Annotated in this window: 15 protein-coding genes; 8 read left to right on the forward strand and 7 right to left on the reverse strand. The window is 64.4% G+C overall.

Translation table 11 applies throughout. The annotated features are described in order from the left end of the window. The first annotated feature begins 153 nt into the window (after window positions 1-153). The 4 genes from ACP2YO_RS03160 (at window position 154) to ACP2YO_RS03175 (ending at window position 4,299) form a co-directional block, all read left to right on the forward strand. Complete coding sequence (locus ACP2YO_RS03160) at window positions 154-1,290, forward strand: acyl-CoA dehydrogenase family protein (RefSeq protein ID WP_426438979.1); 1,137 nt, start codon at window positions 154-156, stop codon at window positions 1,288-1,290. A 135-nt stretch (window positions 1,291-1,425) separates the two neighbouring features. Beyond that, complete coding sequence (locus ACP2YO_RS03165; RefSeq protein WP_426438981.1) at window positions 1,426-2,595, forward strand: acyl-CoA dehydrogenase family protein; 1,170 nt, start codon at window positions 1,426-1,428, stop codon at window positions 2,593-2,595. Next, window positions 2,595-3,251: a glutathione S-transferase family protein gene (locus ACP2YO_RS03170; RefSeq protein ID WP_426438983.1), complete on the forward strand. Its 657-nt coding sequence runs from the start codon at window positions 2,595-2,597 to the stop codon at window positions 3,249-3,251. Before ACP2YO_RS03165 ends, ACP2YO_RS03170 begins: the two co-directional genes overlap by 1 nt. A 193-nt stretch (window positions 3,252-3,444) precedes the next feature. Next, complete coding sequence (locus ACP2YO_RS03175; RefSeq protein WP_426438985.1) at window positions 3,445-4,299, forward strand: helix-turn-helix domain-containing protein; 855 nt, start codon at window positions 3,445-3,447, stop codon at window positions 4,297-4,299. 94 nt (window positions 4,300-4,393) lie between these two features. Here the strand turns inward: ACP2YO_RS03175 and ACP2YO_RS03180 are convergent, their stop codons facing one another. After that, entirely contained in the window at window positions 4,394-5,617 is a 1,224-nt protein-coding gene (locus tag ACP2YO_RS03180) for an ABC transporter substrate-binding protein (RefSeq protein ID WP_426438987.1), read from the reverse strand. A gap of 215 nt (window positions 5,618-5,832) precedes the next feature. On the opposite strand from ACP2YO_RS03180, the gene ACP2YO_RS03185 reads away from it, so the two are divergent. The 4 genes from ACP2YO_RS03185 to ACP2YO_RS03200 all read left to right on the forward strand — a co-directional run bounded on the left by ACP2YO_RS03185 (window position 5,833) and on the right by ACP2YO_RS03200 (window position 11,999). Further along, a complete protein-coding gene (locus tag ACP2YO_RS03185; protein ID WP_426438989.1) occupies window positions 5,833-6,699 on the forward strand; it encodes a 3-keto-5-aminohexanoate cleavage protein in 867 nt (288 codons plus the stop codon). 109 nt (window positions 6,700-6,808) lie between these two features. Then, on the forward strand, window positions 6,809-8,407 hold the full coding sequence (locus tag ACP2YO_RS03190; RefSeq protein WP_426438991.1) for an AMP-binding protein: 1,599 nt from the start codon (window positions 6,809-6,811) through the stop codon (window positions 8,405-8,407). Continuing rightward, window positions 8,407-10,023 (forward strand): acyl-CoA carboxylase subunit beta, encoded by a 1,617-nt coding sequence (locus tag ACP2YO_RS03195; RefSeq protein WP_426438993.1) that lies wholly within the window; start codon window positions 8,407-8,409, stop codon window positions 10,021-10,023. Before ACP2YO_RS03190 ends, ACP2YO_RS03195 begins: the two co-directional genes overlap by 1 nt. Beyond that, on the forward strand, window positions 10,020-11,999 hold the full coding sequence (locus ACP2YO_RS03200) for an acetyl/propionyl/methylcrotonyl-CoA carboxylase subunit alpha (protein WP_426438995.1): 1,980 nt from the start codon (window positions 10,020-10,022) through the stop codon (window positions 11,997-11,999). Before ACP2YO_RS03195 ends, ACP2YO_RS03200 begins: the two co-directional genes overlap by 4 nt. A gap of 6 nt (window positions 12,000-12,005) precedes the next feature. On the opposite strand, the gene ACP2YO_RS03205 is transcribed toward ACP2YO_RS03200, so the two are convergent. The 6 genes from ACP2YO_RS03205 to ACP2YO_RS03230 all read right to left on the reverse strand — a co-directional run bounded on the left by ACP2YO_RS03205 (window position 12,006) and on the right by ACP2YO_RS03230 (window position 18,966). Then, the gene (locus ACP2YO_RS03205; RefSeq protein ID WP_426438997.1) at window positions 12,006-12,998 is read right to left on the reverse strand and encodes an ABC transporter ATP-binding protein; all 993 of its coding nucleotides are present in this window, start codon (window positions 12,996-12,998) and stop codon (window positions 12,006-12,008) included. Further along, the gene (locus tag ACP2YO_RS03210; RefSeq protein WP_426438999.1) at window positions 12,995-14,008 is read right to left on the reverse strand and encodes an ABC transporter ATP-binding protein; all 1,014 of its coding nucleotides are present in this window, start codon (window positions 14,006-14,008) and stop codon (window positions 12,995-12,997) included. The genes ACP2YO_RS03205 and ACP2YO_RS03210 overlap by 4 nt, the downstream gene beginning before the upstream one ends. Next, window positions 14,008-14,901, reverse strand: a complete 894-nt coding sequence (locus ACP2YO_RS03215) for an ABC transporter permease (RefSeq protein WP_426439001.1) — start codon at window positions 14,899-14,901, stop codon at window positions 14,008-14,010. Before ACP2YO_RS03215 ends, ACP2YO_RS03210 begins: the two co-directional genes overlap by 1 nt. Window positions 14,902-15,115: 214 nt before the next feature. Further along, the gene (locus ACP2YO_RS03220; RefSeq protein ID WP_426439003.1) at window positions 15,116-16,063 is read right to left on the reverse strand and encodes an ABC transporter permease; all 948 of its coding nucleotides are present in this window, start codon (window positions 16,061-16,063) and stop codon (window positions 15,116-15,118) included. A gap of 232 nt (window positions 16,064-16,295) precedes the next feature. Beyond that, entirely contained in the window at window positions 16,296-17,891 is a 1,596-nt protein-coding gene (locus ACP2YO_RS03225; protein ID WP_426439006.1) for an ABC transporter substrate-binding protein, read from the reverse strand. Window positions 17,892-18,078: 187 nt separating this feature from the next. Further along, the gene (locus ACP2YO_RS03230) at window positions 18,079-18,966 is read right to left on the reverse strand and encodes a TauD/TfdA dioxygenase family protein (RefSeq protein WP_426439008.1); all 888 of its coding nucleotides are present in this window, start codon (window positions 18,964-18,966) and stop codon (window positions 18,079-18,081) included. Window positions 18,967-19,077: the final 111 nt, after the last annotated feature.

A 19,077-nucleotide genomic window follows, 5' to 3' on the forward strand; every position in this document is an offset into this window, starting at 1 on the left:
CGGGAGTGGAGGGGGCGTATCGGGATACTGTCTTGCGTTTAGTGGCTGGCGGATTGCCGGATCGGGCGCCAGTCCCGGTGGCAGCCACTCGACGCAAGTTACGCGGTGGAAATCCGGACATCGTCCGGCACGGGAATCAGCGGAGCAAGGCGAATGGCAAGTCCGTTCTACACCAGCGAGCACGAGGCCTTTCGCGAGGTGATGCGCCGCTTTGTGGCGAAGGAAATCGAGCCGTACGCCCATCAATGGGACGAAGCGGGCGAGTTTCCGCGCGAACTCTATGCGAAAGCATCCGAGATCGGGCTGCTCGGCCTCGGCTTCCCCGAGGAATATGGCGGGATCCCTGCCGACCAGTTCATGAAGATCGTGGCGTCGCAGGAGCTGGCCCGCGCCGGGGCCGGCGGCGTCAGCGCGAGCCTGATGAGCCACACCATCGGCTCGCCGCCGATCGCGCGCGCGGCGCGGCCGGAGATCAAGGCGCGGGTGCTGCCGGAGGTGCTGTCGGGCAGGAAGATCTCCGCGCTCGCGATCACCGAGCCGAGCGGCGGCTCCGATGTCGCCAATCTGCGCACCAAGGCCCGGCGCGACGGTGATCATTACGTCGTCAGTGGCGAGAAGACCTTCATCACCTCGGGCATGCGCGCCGACTATCTGACGGTCGCGGTCCGTACCGGTGGCGAGGGCCCCGGCGGCGTCAGCCTGCTGCTGATCGAGGGCGATACGCCCGGCCTCGCCCGCACCAAGCTGAAGAAGATGGGCTGGTGGGCGTCGGATACCGCGACCCTGCATTTCGACGAATGCCGTGTGCCCGTCGAGAACCTGATCGGCGAGGAGGGCCAGGGCTTCAAGATCATCATGCAGAACTTCAACAGCGAGCGCATGGGCATGGCGGCGGGCTGCACGGCCTATGCTCGCGTCTGTGTAGATGAGGCGATCGCCTACGCCAAGGAGCGCAAGACGTTCGGCAAGCCGATCGCGCAGCACCAGGTGATCAGGCACAAGATCGTCGACATGGCGCAGAAGGTCGCGGCCTCGCAAGCCATGCTGGAAATGCTGGCATGGCGGCTCGGCCAGGGCGAGAGCCCGGTCGCCGAAATCTGCATGATGAAGAACCAGGCGACACAGACCATGGCGCATTGCGCCTCCGAGGCGGTGCAGATCTTCGGCGGCGCCGGCTTCATGCGCGGCGTCAAGGTCGAGCGCATCTATCGCGAGGTCAAGGTCAACGCCATCGGCGGCGGCACCGAGGAGATCATGAAGGATCTGGCGTCGAGGCAGATGGGGTTGTGATATTTCTCCGTCATGGCCGGGCTTGTCCCGGCCATCCACGTCTTGCTTCGTTGTCGCCGGCAAAGACGTGGATGCCCGGGACAAGCCCGGGCATGACGGTTACTTTGTTGGCGTCGATTGGAGCCTAACGAAGCCATGCTCTTCACCGCCGACCACGACGAACCGCGCCGGGCCCTGCAGAAATTCATCGCGGCGGAGATCAACCCGCACGTCGACGAATGGGAGAAGGCCGACATCTTCCCGGCGCATGAGCTGTTCAAGAAGCTCGGCAGTCTCGGCTTTCTCGGCCTCAACAAGCCGGTCGAATTCGGCGGCCAAGGGCTGGATTATTCCTATGCGTTGATGATGGCCGAGGAACTCGGGGCGATCACCTGCGGCGGCGTGCCGATGGCGATCGGGGTGCAGACCGACATGGCGACGCCCGCGCTGGCGCGGTTCGGTTCCGACGAGGTGCGGCGCGAGTTTCTTAGCCCCGCGATTGCGGGGGATCATGTCGCCTGCATCGGTGTTTCCGAGCCGGGTGCTGGCTCCGACGTCGCCTCGATCAAGACGCAGGCACGATCCGACGGCGACGACTACGTCATCAATGGCGGCAAGATGTGGATTACCAATGGCACGCAGGCCGACTGGATCTGTCTGCTCGCCAACACCAGTGACGGTCCGGTCCACCGCAACAAGTCGCTGATCTGCGTTCCCATGAAGACCAAAGGCGTGCAGGTCGCGCGAAAACTCGACAAGCTCGGCATGCGCTCTTCCGACACCGCGCAAATCTTCTTCGATAATGTCCGGGTACCCAGGCGCAACCGGATCGGCGAGGAGGGCCAGGGCTTCACCTATCAGATGATCCAGTTCCAGGAGGAACGGCTGTGGGGCGCGGCGGCCTGCCTGAAGGCGCATGAATACATCATCGACGCGACGATCGATTATACCCGCGACCGCAAGGCGTTCGGCGGCTCGATCCTCGACAATCAGGTGGTGCACTTCAAGCTCGCGGAAATGCAGACCGAGGTCGAACTGTTGCGCTCGCTGATCTATCGTGCCGGCGAGGCTCTGGTGAACGGCGAGGACGTGACGCGGCTCGCGACCATGGCCAAGCTGAAGGCTGGCCGGCTCGGCCGCGAACTCACCGATGCCTGCCTGCAATATTGGGGCGGCATGGGGTTCACCAACGAGACGCCGGTCAGCCGCGCCTACCGCGACAGCCGCCTTACCTCGATCGGCGGCGGCGCCGACGAGGTGATGCTCATGGTATTGTGCAAGATGATGGGCACGCTGCCGGGCCTGAAGACAAAGGGAAACGCCTGATGATCACGCTGTATCACTGCGACGCTGCGCGCTCGTTCCGTCCGCTCTGGATGCTCGAGGAGCTCGGGCTTCCCTACGAGTTGAAGATGCTGCCCTTCCCGCCGCGCGTGTTCGCCAAGGAATATCTCGGCATCAATCCGCTCGGCACCATCCCGTTCATGATCGATGGTGAGACCAGGATGACGGAATCCTCCGGCATCTGCCATTATCTCGCCACCAAATTCGGCCCGACGCCGCTGGTCGTCGGCGTCGACGAGCCGGCCTACGGCGCCTTCCTGAACTGGATGTATTTTTCTGACGCCACGCTGACCTTTCCGCAGACGCTGGTGCTCCGCTACAGTCAGCTCGAGCCGGAGGGGCGGCGCAACCCGCAGGTCTCGAACGACTACGCCAAATGGTTCCTCGGCCGCCTGCGCGCGGTCGAGGCCGCGGCGGCGAATTCGGAATTCCTCTGCGCCGGCCGCTTCACCGCCGCCGACATCGCCAACGGCTATGCGCTCAGGCTTGCCGGCAATATCGGGCTCGCCAAGGATTTCGGGCCGAATGTCGCGGCCTACTGGGCGCGGCTGCAGCAGCGCGACGGCTACCAGCGCGCGGTAGCGGCGGAGCAAAAAGCCGGGGTGGAACAGAACGTTGCGGCAAGGGTGCGGCCCTAGCCTCGCGTCGTTCCGGGGCGATGCGGAGTATCGACCCGGAACCTCGAGATTCCCCGGTGCGCGCTGCGTACCTGAGGTTCGCATCTCCGATGCGCCCCGGAATGACAGGGCTCACTACCGGTGACAGGTTGCGAATATGCGCTATGGTGGCTTCGGTCGCAGCGGTCAAAGAGCCGCGCGAGGAGGATCTGCTATGGACGCCATCGTGGACGTAAAGGGCCAGGAGTCCGCCCAAGGCTCCAGCCAAGATTCCGCTCATGACTCCGGCCATCGGATGCTGATCACGCCGGAGCGGGTGTTCTACGCCGGACTACTGGGGCGCCCGCGTGAGCGCTGCCCCGGCGCATTCCATGTCTATGTCGCGATCCGCGACGGCCTGCATTTGTCCACTAGCGACGGCTGCCAGGCCCATGGCGAACTCGCCGTGACCATGCCGAACCTGCGCCACACCATCACCAGCGAATACCGCTCGGCGATCTGCGTCGCGATCGAGCCGGAAAGCGTGCCCGACGGCACGCTGGACGCCGTCACTCGCCGCCTGCAAGGCCCCGACTCGGGCTTGTTTGTGAACCGCATTCGCGCCGCCTATGCGCGGCTTGCCGAGATGCAATATCGCGACGCGATCTCGAATGCCGAATTCGACACCATGTGCTTCGGCGACGCGCTGCCGCAACGCGTGCTCGACCCCCGCGTGGTGCGCGCGATCGCCCGGATCGGACAATTCTCCGGCGAGCCGGTGACGGCGGCAGGTTGTGCCGCCGATGCCGGGCTGTCGCCGTCGCGCTTCCTGCATCTGTTCAAGGAAGAGACCGCAATCTCGTTCCGCTCGTTCCGCGCCTGGAAACGCGCGCGGCATCTGCTGCACTTCGCCAACCAGGACATCAACCTCGCGCATCTCGCGCAGGACATCGGCTATCCCGACAGCACCCATTTCAGCCATTCGATCCGCCGCTTCTACGGCCTTAAGCCGCGCGCGATCTTCTCCGGCTCGCGGGATCTGGCGATCTACCGCACCGGGCAGGCGGTAACCGCGTCGGCGCTGACGTAACATCCATCGTTGTGCACGGCGCATCCGCTTGCGCGGACCGACCTCTCCCACGAGGGGAGAGGTGGAGCTTGTCGCCAAATGCAAGTTACCAAACTCACAAGTTCGCGCCCTCGATCACCTCGCCGAACCGCAGCCATCCGGCGCCCTCGATCCGCTGCAGCTGCAGCTGCCGCAGCGGGTGATGATTGGTCGGGCTGGTGTTGACGCGGATACCCGGCAGCATCGTGGGGATCTGGACATCCCTGAGGTTGTTTGCCTGCGCCATGATGTTGTCGCGGGTGAAGTTGCCGTTGCATTGCTCGAGCACGATCTTGAGCACCTGCGCCACCGTGTAGGCATAGAGGCTGTAACCCTCCTTCGGATTACCGTCCGGAAAGTACTTCGCCATGAACGCCAGGAAATCCTTCACGCCGGGATCATCGGCCCAGGCCGGATCGGCCACGTCCTTCACGTAAGCCGATGAGATCGTGCCCTGTGCCTTGTCGAGCCCGACGGGCACGATGGTCGAAGACAGCGAGGCCGCGCCGCTGGCGATGAAATGCATCGGTTTCCAGCCGAGCTCGTAAATCTTGCGGATCGACTGCGCGGCGAACTTTGCTGTCGTGCCCGAGATCAGCACGTCGGGATTGGCGCCGCGCAGGGTGACGAGCTGGGAATCGATCGTGGGATCGGTGACTTCGTGCGAGGCGACCACCACCGTGCTCTGGAACTTCTCGCCCAGCACATCCTTGGCCCCGGCGACAAAATCCTTGCCGAGATCGTCGTTCTGGTAGAGCACCGCGAACTTCGCATTTGCATTGCGGCTCAGCGCGTACTTGACGAATATCTGTGCCTCGGTCCGCGCGCTCGGCGCAAAGCCCATGGTCCAGGGATAGGTCTTGTAGTCGCCCCATTTGTCGCCGTTCACCGACAGGAACAGATGCGGGACCTTGGCGGCGTTGATGTATTTGACCACGGCCGAATTCGGCGCGGTGCCGAGCATGTTGAACAGGAAGGCGACATTGTCGCTCTCGATCAGCCGCCGCACCTGCTCGACCGTCTTGGCCGGGTTGAACGCGTCGTCGTAATAGATGTACTTGATCTGGCGGCCGGCGATGCCGCCCTGTTCATTCAGCATCTTGAAGTAGGCTTCCTGGCAACGCGCCTGCACACCGAGCGCCGATACCGGGCCGCTCAGCGAGGTCGTACTGCCGATCCTGATCTCAGCAGCGGTGACGCCGGGCGTGTCTTCGGCAAGCGAGGGACGGGTGCCCGCGAGTGCGGTTAGGCCGGCGCCTGCCGCGCCCGTGAGCCATGTGCGCCGGTTGATCGAGACCATGACGTCCTCCCCGCGGTGCCGGCTTGTCGCGCCGGCTTTTGCTTGCCGCAAGGATAACGCGCCGTGTCGTATTTGGTCTTGCGTTAACCGGCTGGTGGCGTCTGTTCGCGGGAGAGCATCGGGGTAGCCAGTCAACGCAAGATGGCGCGGAGACAAATCTCTCATCATGGAAAATCAGCGGCCCCTCGGCGCCGCAACCAGGACCAGCGATCATCATGAGCGACAAGGCCGTCATCACCTGCGCGCTGAACGGCGTGCTCACCGATCCGAAGCAGCACAACGTCCCGGTGACGCCGGAGCAGATGGCGCGCGAGGCGAGGGCCGCGTTCAACGCCGGCGCCAGCATCATGCACATCCATCTGCGTCAGCAGGAACCGAACAAGGGTCATCTCCCATCCTGGGAGGTCGATGTCAGCAAGGATATCCAGCAGGCGATCCGTGAGGCCTGCCCCGGCGTGATCATCAATCACACCACCGGGACCTCGGGGCCGAACTATCAGGGTGCGCTGAATTGCGTGCGCGAGACCAGGCCTGAGATCGCCGCCTGCAACGCCGGCTCGCTGAACTATCTGAAAGTGAAGGCCGACAACACCTGGGCCTGGCCGCCGATGATGTTCGACAACGCCGTCGAGAAGGTGCAGGACTATCTCGACGTCATGAACGCGGCCGGTACCATACCCGAATTCGAGTGCTTCGACGTCGGCATCGTGCGTTGCGTCGGCATGTACCGACAAACCGGCATGTATTCCGGCCCGCTCGAATACAATTTTGTCATGGGCGTCGCCTCAGGCATGCCGGCCGATCCGGACCTGTTGCCGATCCTTTTGAGGCTGAAGGCGCCGGAAGGCCACTGGCAGGTCACCGCGATCGGTCGCGCCGAGATCTGGCCTCTGCACCAGCGCTGCGCCGATCTCGGCGGCCATCTGCGTAGCGGGCTCGAGGACACGTTCTATCTCGGCGACGGCACCAAGGTGACATCGAACGGGCAAATCGTCGAAGCGCTCGCCGCCTGTGCGCGGGAGGCAGGGCGCGAGATCGCGAGCCCGGCGGAAGCGCGGCAGATTTTCGGAGTCAGGCACTAATCGTTGGGCTCGTCATTGCGAGCGAAGCGAAGCAATCCATTTCACCGCACGAAGAAAGAATGGATTGCGTCGTCGCTTCGCTCCTCGCAATGACGGAGAAGGAAAGCATATGGACAATCTCGCAGCAACCGGCGGAGTCACCGGTCCGGGCCGCATCGGGCGCGTCGCGATCGGCGATCTCCTGAAGCGGGCGGCGCGGCGCTTCCCGGATCACATCGCGCTGACCGACGGTGATAGGCGCGTTACCTTCACCGAGATCGAACGCGACGCCAATCGCTTCGCCAACTATCTGGTGCAACGCGGGCTGAAGCCGGGCGAGAAGATTTCGACCATCTGCAACAATTCGGTCGAATCAGTCAAAGCGCTGTTCGGCATTCACCGCGCCGGCCTCGTCTGGGTTCCGATCAACACCATGCTTGGGCCTTCGGACATGGGTTACATCCTCGGCCATGCCGAGGTCCGCTTTGCCGTCATTGACGACAATCTCCACGCCCAGGCCGATCGCCGCGCGGCGCTGGAAGCGCGCGGCATGGAGATGATAGCGATTGATCTCGCGGGCAATGGGACGAAGTCCGGGTTGCCGAGCTTCAACGATCTCCTGGAGGGGCAGTCCGACATCGAGCCGGAGATCGAGATCAACGACCGCGATCTCGCGATGATCATCTACACGTCGGGCACGACCTCACGGCCGAAGGGCGCGATGCACTGCCATCTCGCCGTGGTCATGGCCGTCATGAGCAACTGCATCGAGATGCAGCTATCGCGCGATGACGGCATCACCGGCCAGTTCCCGCTGTTCCACTGCGCCGGCCATGTGCTGCTGCTCAGCTACCTGTCGGTCGGAGGCCGCATGGCGCTGATGCGCGGGTTCGATCCGGTCGTCTGCATGGAGGCGATCGTGCGGGACAGGCTCACCGTGTTCGTCGGACTCTCGCTGATGTACCAGGCGATCCTCGATCATCCGCGCCGCCGCGAGTATGACCTCTCGGGCCTGCGCTGCTGCATCTACACCATGGCGCCGATGGGCAAGCCGCTGCTGGAGCGCGCCATCGCAGACCTCTGCCCAAACTTCGTGCTGTCGAGCGGCCAGACCGAGATGTATCCGGCGACGACGATGTCGCGGCCCGAGGTGCAGCTCAATCGTTTCGGCAATTACTGGGGCGAGTCGCTGATCGTCAACGAGACCGCGATCATGGACGACAACGGTAATCTCCTGCCGCGCGGCGAGATCGGCGAGCTCGTGCATCGCGGGCCGAACGTGATGATGGGCTACTACAAGGACCCGAAGGCGACTGAAGAGGCCCGCAAATTCGGCTGGCATCACACCGGCGATCTCGCGTTGATCGACGGCAACGGCGAGGTGCTGTTCCTCGACCGCAAGAAGGACATGATCAAGTCGGGCGGCGAAAACGTCGCCTCTGTCAAGATCGAGGAGACGCTGCTCGCGCATCCCGCCGTGCAGAACGCCGCCGTGGTCGGCCTGCCGCATCCGCAATGGGGCGAGGCGGTCTCTGCTTTCGTCAAGCTGAAGCCAGGCGCGGTAGCCGACGAAGCCGGGATCGAGGCGCATTGCAGAAAACATCTCGGCGGCTTCCAGGTGCCGAAGCTGGTGCGGATCGTCGACGAGATGCCGATGACCGCAACCGGCAAGCTGCGCAAGGTCGAGCTGCGGCAACAATACAGCGAATATTTTGTGGAGCGTGCCTAGTGGCCATCATCGAGAACACCATCGCCACCGGCAGCGCGGCCTTCCAGGCCAATCGCGACGGCATGCTCGGACTGATCTCGCGGATGCGCGCGCTGGAGGAGCGGACGCGTGCCGCCTCGGCCGTAGCAAAGGATCGCTTCCACAAGCGCGGGCAGTTGTTGCCGCGCGAGCGCGTCGCACTGGTGCTCGATCCCGGCTCGCCCTTCCTCGAACTGTCGACGCTCGCCGGCTACATGTTCGACGTGCCTGATGTCGACAAGAGCGTTCCCGGCGGCGGCCTGATCGCGGGCATCGGTTTCGTCTCCGGCATCCGCTGCATGGTCAGCGCCAACGACGCCGGCATCGACGCCGGTGCGCTGCAACCTTACGGCCTCGACAAGACGCTCCGGGTGCAGGAGCTCGCGCTGGAGAACAAGCTGCCCTATGTGCAGTTGGTCGAGAGCGCCGGTGCCAATCTGCTGCGCTACCGCGTCGAGGATTTTGTCCGCGGCGGCAACATCTTTCGCAATCTGGCGCGGCTGTCGGCGGCGGGATTGCCCGTCGTGACCGTCACCCACGGTTCCTCGACAGCCGGCGGCGCCTATCAGACCGGCCTTTCCGATTACATCGTGATGGTGCGCGGTCGCACCCGCGCGTTTTTGGCCGGACCGCCATTGCTGAAAGCCGCGACCGGCGAGATCGCGACCGAGGAGGAACTCGGCGGCGCCGAGATGCACACCTCGATCTCCGGCCTTGGCGATTATCTGGCCGAGGACGACCGCGATGCGCTTCGCATCGCGCGCGACATCATGGCCAAGCTGCCCTGGGATCGACTGAGGCGCGACGCGACCTCGTTCAAGGCGCCCCGCTATGATTCGGAGGAATTGCTCGGCGTCATGCCTGTCGATCACAAGCGGCCCGTCGACATGCGCCAGGCGATCGCGCGCTTCATCGACGATTCCGATTTCACCGAGTTCGGTGCCAATTACGGCCCGGCGACGATCTGTGGCCATGCCCACATCGAGGGGCAGGCGATCGGCATCATCACCAACAACGGGCCGCTTGACGTACCCGGCGCCAACAAGGCGACGCACTTCATCCAGGCCTGCTGCCAGTCGCGCACGCCGATCCTGTATATGAACAACACCACCGGCTACATGGTGGGCAAGGCCTATGAAGAAGCCGGCATGATCAAGCACGGCTCGAAGATGATCCAGGCGGTGACCTCGGCGACGGTACCGCAGATCACGATCTACTGCGGCGCATCTTTTGGTGCCGGCAATTACGGCATGTGCGGCCGTGGCTTTCATCCGCGCTTCTGCTTCTCCTGGCCGAATGCCAAGACCGCGGTGATGGGCGGCGAGCAAGCCGCCGAAACCATGGCGATCGTGACCGAAGCGGCCGCCACACGGCGCGGCAAGCCGATCGAGAAGGAGAAGCTGGAGGCGATGAAGGCGCAGATCGTTGGCGTATTCGACGGCCAGATGGACGTATTCTCGACCAGTGCCCGGGTCCTCGACGACGGGGTGATCGATCCGCGCGACACCCGCGGCGTGCTTGCCGAAGTGCTTGCAGTGTGCCGCGAGGCGGAGGCGCGCAACCCGCAGCGCATGCAGTTCTCGGTGGCGCGGCCATGAGTGGGGCAGCAGTGAGACGGACGCCGTTCTTCAAGATCCTGATCGCCAATCGTGGCGAGATCGCGTTGCGTATCACGCGTACCGCACGGCGGCTCGGCTACGGTGTGGTTGCCGTCTATTCCGATGCTGATCGCGATGCCCTGCATGTCCGCGAGGCGGATCAGGCGGTGCGGATCGGCGAGGCCTTGCCGGCGCAATCCTATCTCAAGATCGATGCGATCATCGCCGCGGCCAAGGCGAGCGGCGCCAGCGCGGTGCATCCCGGCTACGGCTTCCTCGCCGAGAACGCAGACTTTGCGAAGGCCTGCCGTGATGCCGGGCTCGTCTTCATCGGTCCGTCGCCGGAGGCGATCCGGGCGATGGGCAACAAGGCCGGCGCCAAGGACATCATGCAGAAGGCCGGCGTGCCCTGCGTGCCCGGCTATCAGGGCGCCGACCAGAGCGACGCGGTGATGCTGGCGGGAGCCAAGGCGATCGGCTTCCCCGTCATGATCAAGGCGGTCGCCGGCGGCGGCGGCCGCGGCATGCGGCTGGTTGCGGATGCCGCGGCGTTTCCGGATGCGCTGCGCAGTGCGCGTTCGGAGGCGCGGGGTGCGTTCGGCGATCCCACCGTCATTCTCGAGCGCGCCATCGTCGATCCTCGCCACATCGAAATCCAGGTGTTCGGCGATCGCTATGGCAACGCGATCCATCTTGGCGAGCGCGATTGTTCGGTGCAGCGGCGGCATCAGAAGTTGATCGAGGAGGCGCCGTCGCCTGCGGTGACGCCGGAGCTGCGGGCGCGGATGGGCGCGGTCGCGGTGCAGGCCGTCAAAGCGATCGGGTACGAGGGTGCCGGCACGCTGGAATTCCTGCTTGATCGCGACGGGCATTTCTACTTCATGGAGATGAACACGCGGCTGCAGGTCGAGCACCCCGTGACCGAGGCGATCACCGGGCTCGATCTGGTCGAGCTGCAGCTCCGCGTCGCCAGCGGTCAGCCGCTTGGATTGAAGCAGGAGGACATCATATTCTCCGGCCATGCCATCGAGGTGCGGCTCTGCTCGGAAGACGCCGGGCATGACTTCATGCCGCAATCGGGCACAATGGCATTGTGGCAGATGCCGGAGACCGTCCGCGTCGAGCACGCGCTGCGGTCGGGCGCCGAGATCCCGCCATTCTATGATTCGATGATCGCGAAGATCATCTGCCCCGGCGCGAACCGCGACGAGGCGCGGGGAAAGCTGATCTGTGCCCTGGAGCAGGTGACGGCCTTCGGCGTCACCACCAATCAGGGATTCCTGATCGACTGCCTGCGCCATCCGGTTTTTGCCCGGGGCGAAGCGACAACGGCCTTTATCGGAAACAATCGCGAGGCGCTGCTGGCGCCGCGGGCCGACGAGGGATACGACATCGCGCTGGCGGCGCTGCTGCTCTACGTCACCAATCCCCACGCGCCAATGTGGCAACGCGGGCGATCGCTCGCCGCGACATTCCCGCTGGGCTTGCGGATCGATCTCGGCCATGGCGTGCAGGAGATCGAGATCGTCCACGACCGCGATGGCGGTTACCTCGCCGCCCGCAACGACGACCAGTGTCGCTTCGAGATCGACGAACTCGGTCTGGACAGCATCCGCTTCCGCCGCAACGGGCTGATGGAATCGGCCAGGTTCCTGCGTGACAGCGATCGCCTTTATCTCCTGCATCGTGGCGTCACGCTGGCGGCCCGCGATCTCACACTCGCCCCGCCGGAATCCGCGACGGCCGCCGGCGGTGACGGCAAGGTCCGCGCCGCCATGAACGGCCGCGTCGTCGCGCTGCTGGTGAAGGCCGGTGACGAGGTCACGGCCGGCCAGCCGGTGATGACACTCGAGGCGATGAAGATGGAGCATGTGCATACGGCCGGTGTCGCGGGTACGGTGTCATCGATCGATGTCGCCGAGGGCGAGCAGGTGACGACGGGGAAAATCGTCCTCGAGATTGAGGCGGCGGCGTAGCAACGTTCATGCCGGCCGCCCGGTCCCGTCATTCAGCCAGCACGCTACCTGATGGCCTGCGCCTGCTTCCTGCAGCGCCGGGCGTTCCACCTTGCAGCGATCGATCGCGTGGCGGCATCTCGTGTGGAAGGCGCAGCCGGAGGGCGGATTGATCGGGCTCGGCACATCGCCGTCGATCATCGGGGCCAGCCGCCGGGCCTTGGGGTCGGCGATCGGCACCGAGGCGAGCAGTGCCTGTGTATAAGGGTGTCGCGGGTTGGCGAACAGCGCGTGCTTGTCCGCGATCTCGACAATGCGGCCGAGATACATCACCGCGACTCGGTGGCTGATGTGGGCGACGACGGCGAGATCGTGCGCAATGAAGAGGTACGAGAAATTCTGCTGGCGTTGCAGGTCGATCAACAAATTGATCACCTGCGCCTGGATCGAGACGTCGAGTGCGGAGACCGGTTCGTCGCAGACGATCAGGCGTGGGCCGAGCGACAGCGCGCGGGCGATGCAGATGCGCTGGCGCTGGCCGCCGGAGAACTGGTGCGGATAATTCTTGATCTGGTCAGGCCTTAAGCCGACCTGCTGGAACAATTCCGCGACGCGCTCCCGCTTCTTCGCACCCGTCGCGAGCCCGTGCACGCTCAGGGGTTCGCCGACGATGTCACCCGCCGTCATGCGCGGGTTGAGTGAGGCGAACGGATCCTGAAACACGATCTGCATCGAGCGCCGGTAAGGCCGCAGCGCGGTCTTGCTGAGCGGTGCGATGTCCTCGCCATCAAGCCTGATGGCGCCGCTGGTCGGTTCGACCAGCCGTAGCACGGTGCGTGCGACCGTCGACTTGCCGCAGCCGGATTCGCCGACCAGACCGAGCGTCTCGCCGGCGCCAAGCGAGAAGCTGACGCCATCGACGGCATGCACGGTGCCGACCTGCCGGCGCAGAATGCCGCCGCGCACCGCGTAGTGCTTGACGAGATCGGTGACCTCGAGGAGCGGGTGTTGCTCGGTCATGATGCCGCCATCATCTCGCCGGCGCGCCAGCACGCGGCCCAGTGATTGGCGGCAAACTCATGCAGTGGCGGATACACCTCGCGGCAACGATCGATCGCGAGCTTGCAGCGCGGTGCGAAGGCGCAGCCGGGCGGTAGATTGGTCAGCGATGGCACCATGCCGGGAATTTCGGTCAGCCGCGCCTCGGTCTTGGCGCCGAGCCCGATCACGGCCGGCATCGAGGCCATCAGCCCGCGCGTATAGGGATGCAGCGGCGTTTCGAAAAGCGCCTCGACGGTCGCCTCCTCGACCTTCTTGCCGGCATACATCACGATCACGCGCTGCGCGGTCTGCGCGACGACGCCGAGGTCGTGGGTGATCAGGATCAACCCGGTGCCGAGCCGTTGCTGCAGATCGACGATCAGCGCGAGGATCTGCGCCTGGATGGTGACATCGAGCGCGGTGGTTGGCTCGTCCGCGATCAACAGCGCCGGCCGGCAGGCCAGCGCCATAGCGATCATCGCGCGCTGGCGCATGCCGCCGGAGAGCTGGTGTGGATATTCCCGCGCGCGGCGTTCCGGTTCCGGAATGCGCACCAGCCGCAGCATGTCGACGGCCTGTTTCCAGGCGTCCTTGTAACTCACCTTCCGGTGCAGGCGCACCGCCTCGATGATCTGGTCGCCGATCCGCATCACCGGATTGAGCGAGGTCATCGGCTCCTGGAAGATCATGGAGATCCGATTACCCCTGACGTCGCGCATCGCGGCGTCGTCGAGGTCGAGCAAGTTGGTGCCTTCGAGCAATACCGAGCCGCCGACGATGCGGCCGGGCGGATCCGGCACCAGGCGCATGATCGACAGCGCGCTGACGCTCTTGCCGCAGCCGGATTCGCCGACGATCGCCAGCGTCTCGCCGCGGCGGACCGAGAACGAGAGGTCGTCGACCGCGCGGAACAGGCCGGAATTAGTGAAGAACACCGTCTGCAGGTTCTTGACGTCGAGAACCGTGTCTGCGGCCGATGCCTCGCTCATCAGCCGCGCTGCCTCGGATCGAGGATGTCGCGCAGCGCGTCGCCGAACAGATTGGTGCCGAACACCGCGAGGCTGATGGCAATGCCGGGGAAGATCACCAGCCACGGCGCGACGCGAACATATTCGGCGGCGGATTCCGACAGCATCCGTCCCCAGGACGGATAGGGTTCGGGAATGCCGAGGCCGAGGAACGACAACGACGCCTCGGTGAGAATGGTCGAGCCGAGCTGCGCGGTGGCGAGCACGATCAGGGGGGCAATCGTGTTCGGCAGCACATGGCGCAGCGCGATCCGCATCTCGCTCATGCCGATCGATTTGGCAGCCTCGACGAAGGGCTGCTCGCGCAGCGCCAGTGTGTTGGCGCGAATGACGCGGGAAACCGTCGGGATCAGCGGGATCGCGATCGCGAGGATCACATTCGGCAGCGACGGCCCGAGCGCCGCGGTCATGACCAGCGCGAGCACCAGTAGCGGCAGCGATTGCAGGATGTCGGTGACGCGCTGGAACACGAGGTCGACCCAGCCGGAGAGATAGCCGGAAGCGAGCCCCACCATCACGCCGATCGAGGCGCCTAGCGCCGTGGAGCCGATCCCGACCGCGAGCGAGATCCGGGCACCATGAACGATGCGGCTCCAGACGTCGCGGCCGAACGAATCGGTGCCGAACCAGTGAACCGCAGAGGGTGCGGCAAGGCGATGCGCGGAATCGACACTCAGCGGGTCGTAACGGCAGATCAGGTCGGCGGAAATCGCCATCCAGACGAACAGCAGCATGATGACGAGGCCGATCGTGCCGAGCATGTGGCGCTGCGTCAGGAAAGCGAGCCTGCGCCAGCCGCCGCTGGCATTGGCCCCGGCGCGTCGCAATTCGCTGTCGAAATTGATCGTTGCCACGCGCTAGTTTCCTCTCGATCGACGAGCGATATCTTCCCCCTCGCCCCGCTTGCGGGGAGAGGGTCGGGGTGAGGGGGATTCTCCGCAAGCGCAGTGGCAGTTGGATTCGTGGTGAGCCCCCCTCACCCGGATCGCATCTGCGATGCGATCCGACCTCTCCCCGCACGCGGGGCGAGGTGAAGGGCAAGCGTGGCTCTCGACCAAGATCGCCATCCTAGTCCCCGAACCGGATGCGCGGATCGATCGCGGCATAGAGCATGTCGACGATGAAGTTCACGACCACGACGACGACTGCGATCAGCATCACGAGGTTCTGCACGATCGGATAGTCACGCCAGCGCAGCGCCTCGACCAGGAAGCGGGCGATGCCGGGGATGTTGAACACGGTCTCCGTCACGATCAGGCCGCCGATCAGGAACGCCGCCTCGATGCCAACAACGGTGATGACCGGCAGCACGGCGTTCTTCAGCGCATGGCGATAATTGACCGATGTTTCCGAGGCGCCCTTGGCGCGCGCGGTGCGGATATAGTCCTGGCGCAGGATCTCCAGCATCGAGGAGCGCGTGATGCGCATCGTCAGCGCCGCGCTGCGGAAGCCGACCGCCATCGCCGGCACGGCGTACATCGTAAGCGCCTCCAGCCAGGTCGCCGGGTTAGGGTTGAAGATTGGCATGGTGCCGAACAGCGAAACCGAGGCCATCAGGATCAACAGACCGAGCCAGAACGACGGCAGCGACAGGCCGCTGAGGCTGACGACGCGCAGCGCGTAGTCGAGCCGCGAGCCCTGATGCACGGCGCTGATGACGCCGAGCGGAATACCGATCGAGGCGGAGAACAACAGCGCCAGCCCCGCGAGCCGCGCCGTGATCGGAATCCGGGGCAGGATCTCCTCCAGCGCCGGCTTCTCCGACACATAGGAATAGCCGAGATCGCCGTGCAGGAGGCCGCCGATCCAATGCAGATACTGGATCACGATCGGCTGGCTCAGGCCGAGCTCGCGCGCGAGATTGGCCTTGTCGGCAGGATCGACGAAGCCCGCGGCGTCGAACAGGATGTCGACGATGTTGCCGGGAACGATCCGTAGCAGCACAAAGATGATGACCGAGATCCCGAACAGGGTCACGAGCATCAGGAACAGGCGCCGGACGATATAGGCAAACACCCTGGCTCTCTCCCGTCGCGCTAGCGAATGATACTCGGTTGAAGTTGGGCGAGCGGGATGTTCACCTCTCCCCATCGGGGAGAGGTCGGCGCGTAGCGCCGGGTGAGGGGGCGCGGCTCCCACGATAGAGCCTGACCCCTCACCCGCGCCTTCGGCGCGACCTCTCCCGATGGGAGAGGTGAAGCACGCCCCGCGTCCAGCCTTCTGGGTCTCATCTCATCTGTGCCTTCGCCTACTTGTCCAGCCAGACGTCTTCGTAGCGATAGCCGTTATAGGAACTGTTGGACATGATCGTGACGTTCTTCACGTAAGGCTGCCAGCAGGTACCGGTGCGGGCATAGAAGATGATCGGGCGCGCGACGTCCTCCTGCAGCTTCTTGTCGATCTCCCAGACCAGCTTCTTGCGCTTGTTGACATCGGTTTCCTCCGACTGTTGATCAAACAGCTTCTCGATGTCCTTGTTGCAGTAATTGGTATAGTTCCGCTCCGAGCCGCAAGCGTAGTTCTCGTAGAACGACTGATCGGGTTCGTCGACGGCATTGCCGGTCAGATTGAGCCCGAGGGAATAATCCTTGCGCGCGATCTTCGGGAACCACTGCGCGGTGTCGACGACGTCGAGCTCGGCGTCGATATAGATGCTTTTGATCTGGTCGATCAGGATGATCGCGGGGTCGCGATAGACCGCGATGTTGCGCGTCGACACCTTGATCTGAAGGTGCTTGTCCGGACCATAGCCGGCCTTCTGCATCAGCTTGCGTGCTTCCTCGCGGTTCTTCTCGATGTCGGGGCCGTAGCCGGGGATCGATTCCATCATGTCTTTCGGCATGGTCCACAGACCTGACGGCGCCGGCTCCATGGCGCCGCCGATGTCGCCCTGTCCTTCGAACATGATCTGGATGAAGGCCTTGCGGTCGAGCGCCAGCGCCAGCGCGCGGCGGATGTCGATATTGTCGAATGGCGGCGAGGACGAATTGACGATGATGTTGGTGGACACGTTGTTCGGCTCGACGACGCACACCGCGTTCGGCGCCTGCGACTTGACCTCCTTGAGCAGCGGGATCGAGACTTCGGTCGGGAACGTCATGTCGAACTTGCCGGACTCGAAGCCGAGAATCGCGGTCGAGCGGTTCGGAATGATGGTGAACTCGATGCCGTCGAGATAGGGAAGGCCCTTCTTGAAGTAATCCGGGTTCTTGACGAGCTTGATCGATTCGTTGGCCTTGAACTCGACGAACTTGAACGGGCCGGTACCGATCGGCTTGGTGCGCATCTCTGCGGGCGACACGTGACAGGGATAGATCGGCGTGTAGCCGGAGGCGAGCAGCGACAGCAGCGCCGGCTGCGGCCGCTTCAGGTTGAACGAGGCCTCATAGTCGCCGTTGACAGTGACGTCGTTGACCTGATCGTACCAGGACTTGCGCGGGTTTTGCCGGAACTTTTGCGGCGACTTGCCCATCAGCATGTCGAAGGTGCATTTGACGTCGGCCGAGGTGAACGGCTTGCCGTCATGCCACTTCACGTCCTTGCGCAGCTTGAAGGTCAGCGTCTTGTTGTCGCTGCTCCAAGCCCAGCTCTCTGCGAGTTCGGGCCGGATCGTGTCGGTGCTGTTCTGCGCGATGTGCTGGTCGAAGATGACGAGGTTGCTGAAGACGGGCATGAACGGGATGTTGACCGAATAGGTCGCGCCTTCATGAATCGAAGCGCTGCCCGGACTGTCGCGGTGATAGATCCTGAAGATGCCGCCGGATTTCGGCTCGCCGGCCAATGATACGTCGCTGATTGCCAGCACAGACAACACCGCGACGGCCAGCGCTCGCACGCTCCGCATGGTCCCCTCCACGAATTTCGGTCTCAGTGGCCGATTGGGATCGACGATACCACGGTGAGGGGTTCGGGCAACCGGCGCGGGCTGCGCCGGGATTGGCAATTCGGATGACGCGGCGCGAGGGCGGCAGTACGTCCCCGCAGTCAGCGACAATTTGTCGCCCATGTGATTTGTCCAGCGAAATCCCAATTCACTCCGCCGCCTGCGATGAGGGCGGGCGAACGTCGGCGACGCCGTCGGCCTCCGTTGCCGAGATCGTGGTGCGGATCATCAGGCGGCCCTCATGTGCCGGCCATGGGCGGCCGCGATGCATGGTGGCGCGGTTGTCCCACATCACGACGTCGCCCTGCTGCCATTGATGCAGGTAGCTGACACCGGGTGCGGTCGCGGCTTCCGTCAGTTCCTCGATCAGCGCCTTGCCGGCCTCCGTATCCATGCCCTCGACGCCATAGGCATGCGAGGCGAGATAGAGCGCGCCGCGGCCGTTGACGGGGTTGCGCCACACCATGCGCCAGCATACCGGCGGCAACGCATCCACCTCCGCAGTTGTCGCGAGCCCGTCGGCGACCTTGCTGCGCGAATGCGCGTAGGAGTGCCAGGCAAAGGAGTTCTCCAGCCGCTTCGCCAGCCCCTTGTCGAGCCGCTCGAAGGCCAGCCGCATGGAGACGTATTCGGTCTCGCCGCCATGCTCGGGGATGATGCGCGCCGAGAGGATCGAGGTCAGCGCCGGCACCGGCTTGAAGGAGGAGTCGGTGTGCCAGAGCTGGTTGGCCTTGGCGCGCAGCGACTGCCGGTGATCTGCCGGCACCACCTTGCCGTCGGGGCCGAAGGTCGAGAGGATCACGAAATGCGAGCCGGTGCCCATCGAGCCGACCTTGGTCACTTCTGGCGGCCCGAAGCGGCGCGAGAAGGCGAGCTGAAGGTCGTCGCTGACCTCCTGACCGCGGAACACCAGCACCGAATGTTCCTCGAACGCCGCGCGCACCGCCGCATAGGCGGCATCATCGGCTGCGACGTCGGCGAGCGTGACGCCGCGCAGTTCGGCGCCAAAGCCTGGATTCAGCGGGATCACGTCCATTAGGAAACCCTCCGTTTTGTTCTTGTTGTCGGATTCTCAAGCCAGAGTCTTTCACTCCACTCGTCATGCGCGGGCTTGACCCGCGCATCCATCGAAGAGGAGTTCCTTCTG

Origin of the sequence: Bradyrhizobium genosp. P, from assembly GCF_049949265.1 — a bacterium.
Lineage (GTDB): Bacteria > Pseudomonadota > Alphaproteobacteria > Rhizobiales > Xanthobacteraceae > Bradyrhizobium.